The sequence below is a fragment of the uncultured Campylobacter sp. genome (assembly GCF_938017615.1).
In the GTDB taxonomy this organism is placed as follows: domain Bacteria; phylum Campylobacterota; class Campylobacteria; order Campylobacterales; family Campylobacteraceae; genus Campylobacter_B.
The window spans coordinates 1-2,439 of the sequence record NZ_CALIJA010000144.1 but is presented as its reverse complement, the minus strand read 5'-3'; the positions used below and the strand labels follow the sequence as shown (position 1 = coordinate 2,439).

Genomic DNA, 2,439 nt, shown 5'->3' with positions numbered 1-2,439 from the left:
AGTCGTAGTTAGCGCAGTTTGCAGCTTTAAAATCTTTAAATTTCATGGTCCCTCCCGTAAAATTTCGCTTCAAATTTACTCAAAATAGCATTTTATCATTTTGCGGGATTTATTTTTATTAATCCGAATAAATTTAATCAAGAATTTACGGGGTTCAAAACTCGCGAAAAGCTTCTAGTTATATTTTGAGTGAAATTTATGCATACCAAATAGTTAAATTTGCTGAAATTTAAAATTTTTGAAAGATTTCGCCGCTTGGAACTTTGCACCGCAAAATTCTGAGAGCGGAATTCCAAAGTAAAATTTTACGCCAAACCAATGCGTGCAGAATTTTGCTCGCGATGAAGCCTCGCCAAATGCAGCACAAAAGCTCCGCCAAAATCTCGCGGATTTGCGGCGTCTAAATTTACGCGCCGCACACGAAGTTAATTTTGCATTTCGCGCCGTAAAATAATCAACCATCACATTATAGAAAATTTGCAAATTTATAGAATTAGAGCTTTTAAAATTTACTCCAAAAGCCCGAATTCTGATTTATTTTACTAGCTCGTAATTATACTCTTTCGTGCCGTCGAGTAGATTTGTGACGTTGTAGCCTCGCTCGTTTAGGGCTTTGGCTAGCTTGGCGCTGCGGTTGCCGCTGTAGCAGTGCGTGATTATCTTTTTGTCTTTGTTGGCCTCAAGTACGTCTTTGTAGTTTTCTAAAGGCTCGCCGTATGGGATATTTATCGCGCCTTTCATATGCCCCGCGTCGTAGTCCTGCTTCTGCCTAGCGTCGATGACCAGTACGTTTGGATCATTTGCTATTTTCAAAAACCCCTCCGCGTTTATGCTGCCGACCTTATACAGCTCGTAGTCGTACTGCTTCACACCGGGCGCGTTCATAAGCACATTGAAGCCCTTTTGTTTAAGCAGATCAAGCGCCTTGCTGCTGCGATTGCCCGTATTACAATAAAGTACGACGTTTTTATCCTTGTAGGCGTTTATCTCATCCAGCCTGCTTTCAAGCTGCTCAAGCGGGATGTTGATCGCGTGTTTTATGTGGCCTGCAGCGTACTCATCCGCGCTTCTGACGTCGATGACTAGATAATTTTCTTTCGCCCTATTGTCCTCCTCTATCGCCGATAGCGCCGCGCCGCTTATGGCGTAGCCGTTAGGCTGTTGCATCTCGGCGCTACAAGTCGCAAAAGATCCCAATGCCGCCAGCAAAACCGCGCTTTTTAAAATTTTGTGAGAAATAAATTTCATATGTTTCCTTTGAATTTTAGCTTTAAAGCGAGAAATTATATCAAAATTTTATCTAAATAGTGTGAATTTGTGCGGAATGTGATAGGTTATGCTGATACGGATTACCGATGTGAAAACGCGAAAGAGACTCGAATAAAAAACTTTTGCCAAAATATCTTAAAGGCTCGTAGGTAAAGATACTTTGCGTAAATTTATCTTTTAGAGACGGAGCAACAAATTCAAAAAAACTCACATTTGCCCGAAGGTAAATTTTATGCTTTTGCTAATTTTCATTATTTTTCAAGTATAAGTAAGATATAATCTCGAACTTTTTTGAGGCGCTGTATGCTCTTAAAGGTAATTTGAAGATGGTGTCAAGAGAGAGACTTGAACTCTCGACCTCCGGCTTATGAGACCAGCGCTCTAACCAGCTGAGCTACCTTGACACGCGAAAAGAAATGGCAAGTATAGCTAAATATTCTTATTTTTAATTGAAACACTTTAAAAGGAGAGAAAATGAATGCGGCTTTGATTTTATTAGTCGTCATAGTTTTGTTAGTTTTGGCGTTAGTGGGCGTTTATAACTCGTTCATCGCCAAGCGTAACCAGGTGCGAAATATCGCCTCTACCGTTGACACGCAGCTTAAAAAGCGCTACGACCTCATCCCGAATTTAGTTAGCGCCACGCGCGAATATATGAGCCACGAAAACGCCGTGCTAACGCGCGTTAGCGAACTTCGCTCACAAGCGATCAATGCGGCTTCTAACGCGGACAAATTTAAGCTAAATAGTGAAATTTCGGCTCTTTTAGGACAGATCCGCATTGCGGTAGAGGCGTATCCGAACCTCAAGGCTAACGAATCCTTTGCCAAGCTACAAAACGCGTTAGGCGAGTGCGAGGAGCAGATCAGCGCCGCACGCCGCGCTTATAACGGCGCCGTTACGGTTTATAATAACGCCTGCGAGATGTTTCCTACTAACATCATCGCTAGCGTTTTCAACTTTGCCAAAGCGGAATTTTTCGCTGCTAGCGAGCAAGAAAAGCAAGCCCCGAATGTTTCTGAGCTTTTCAAAAAATAGGCGCGAGACGTAGAAAATTTGCGATGAAATTTTAAAATTTCATCGCAAATAATGCGAGCGCCGAAAGGCTAAATTTATAGCGAGAAAAACAGATCGCGCACAAAGCACGCACTTTTAAAAGAGGTTTTGCTT

General features: G+C 42.0%; 2 protein-coding genes and 1 tRNA gene. 1 reads left to right on the top strand and 2 read right to left on the bottom strand.

From position 1 onward, the window contains the following. Positions 1 to 534: 534 nt before the first annotated feature. Entirely contained in the window at positions 535 to 1,248 is a 714-nt protein-coding gene (locus Q0620_RS07390) for a rhodanese-like domain-containing protein (protein WP_298784145.1), read from the bottom strand. Between the two features lie 348 nt (positions 1,249 to 1,596). Then, positions 1,597 to 1,673: transfer RNA gene (locus Q0620_RS07385), tRNA-Met, on the bottom strand. A 70-nt stretch (positions 1,674 to 1,743) separates the two neighbouring features. On the opposite strand from Q0620_RS07385, the gene Q0620_RS07380 reads away from it, so the two are divergent. Then, on the top strand, positions 1,744 to 2,307 hold the full coding sequence (locus Q0620_RS07380) for a LemA family protein (RefSeq protein WP_297962055.1): 564 nt from the start codon (positions 1,744 to 1,746) through the stop codon (positions 2,305 to 2,307). Positions 2,308 to 2,439: the final 132 nt, after the last annotated feature.

What these genes read in the sequence shown, in the direction of transcription:
- Q0620_RS07390 (WP_298784145.1), bottom strand. Translation starts at nt 1,248, where the DNA reads ATGAAATTTATTTCTCACAAAATTTTAAAAAGCGCGGTTTTGCTGGCG.
- Q0620_RS07380 (WP_297962055.1), top strand. Translation starts at nt 1,744, where the DNA reads ATGAATGCGGCTTTGATTTTATTAGTCGTCATAGTTTTGTTAGTTTTG.